This window comes from Clostridium sp., assembly GCF_051650885.1.
GTDB lineage: Bacteria > Bacillota > Clostridia > Clostridiales > Clostridiaceae > Clostridium.
On sequence record NZ_JBOFRG010000356.1, the window covers coordinates 1 to 1,643 of the forward strand.

1 protein-coding gene and 1 rRNA gene are annotated in these 1,643 nt (G+C 27.3%); both read left to right on the forward strand.

The window, feature by feature from the left end; genetic code table 11:
- Window positions 1-89, forward strand: a 5S ribosomal RNA gene (gene rrf, locus ACRC28_RS18005); the annotation flags it as partial.
- A 185-nt stretch (window positions 90-274) separates the two neighbouring features.
- Window positions 275-1,150 (forward strand): PHP domain-containing protein, encoded by an 876-nt coding sequence (locus ACRC28_RS18010; RefSeq protein ID WP_438544830.1) that lies wholly within the window; start codon window positions 275-277, stop codon window positions 1,148-1,150.
- Window positions 1,151-1,643 lie beyond the last annotated feature (493 nt).

The following is a 1,643-nucleotide window of genomic DNA, read 5'->3' on the forward strand; positions in this document are numbered from 1 at the left end:
TCCTTCCCATTCCGAACAGGAAAGTTAAGCTCTATAACGCCGATGGTACTGCACGGGAGACTGTGTGGGAGAGTAGGAAGTTGCCAAGTGAAAACAAGAGGAAAAGTCAGTAGTTAATTCTACTGGCTTTTTTTGTGCACAAAATTATCCACATTTATATTTAGAGCATTTTCATATAAAGTATAAAAAAATTGATATATGTAAATTTTTGTATTCAAAATCTTGTTTAAGATATAAAATTAAAGAGAGTATTTATGAAAGGGGAAAGAGATTTATGAAAAGTATAGATTTGCATATGCATTCAAGTTTTAGTGATGATGGGGAATTAAGACCAGAAGAAATAATAGATAGAGCAGTTAGCAGTGGCATTAATATTATATCAATAACAGATCATAATTCTGTTAAAGCGAATAAGATAGCAAAAGAGTATTCAAAAGATAAAAATATAAAGTATATATCAGGTGTAGAGATTGATTGTCAGCATAAAGGATTGAATCTTCATTTATTAGGGTATGATTTTGATTTTACAAAAGAAGAATTTAATATATTAGAAGAAAGTATATTAAGAGAAGAAAAAGATGCTGGAATTAAAAGAATGGAAAAAATCAAAAAGGTAACAGATTTGTATTTAGATGAAGAGTTAGTATTTAAAAAGGCTGATAATGGGATAATTACAGGAGAGTTGATAGCAGAAGTTTTATTGGAAGATGTGAGAAATGAAAATTCAAAGTTTCTTAAACCATATAGAGAGAATGGGTCAAGGAGTGATATGCCGTATGTAAATTTTTATTGGGACTATTTTTCACAAGGTAAACTTGCATATGTTCATATAGAGTTTATTTCATTAAGGGAAGCTGTAAGGCTTATTAAAGAGAGTGGTGGAATAGCAGTATTAGCACATCCTGGGAAAAATTTAAATAATAAGCTTGATGTTATTGATGAATTAATAGAATTGGGATTGGATGGAATAGAAGTTTTTAGTTCGTATCATAGCAGCAAAGATATAAAATTCTTCTATAGAAAATGTAAAGAAAATAATTTATTTATATCTTGTGGGACAGATTTTCATGGTAAAAATAAGCCGAATATAGAAATTGGAAGCTTTAAATTTGATTTTAATGGAAATGAAATAATATTTAATGATAAATAAAATAAAAAAATGAAGATATTAAAGAAAAAATTATTAGAGATTTTATAGTAATTTATTTATAAAAAAATATGATAATGTTTACTTATCATTGATAAACCATAACACAGAACCTAGTGTGTCATTATATAAAAAATGATGGTATAAGGAGAAAGTTAGAGTAATATACGATTAATTTAAATAAATAGAATAAAATGAAAGAAAATGAATAGATATAGATGATATTATAAGTGAGTCGCTTGAAACAAAACAAGTTTTTGTGCAAGAGACTCACTAAAAGGAATTTGAAAACACATTGAAAAATATGTTGACAGAAAAAACTTTAAGTGGTAAGATAAACAAGTCGCCAAAAGCGATTGAACAAAAATGGTCTTTGAAAATTGAACAGAATAATATATAAACAAACTTAAACCAGCAATTCTTTTATTAGTAAGTTTTATGAGCAATTTAAGATTAAACTTTTTATTGAGAGTTTGATCCTGGCTCAGGACGAACG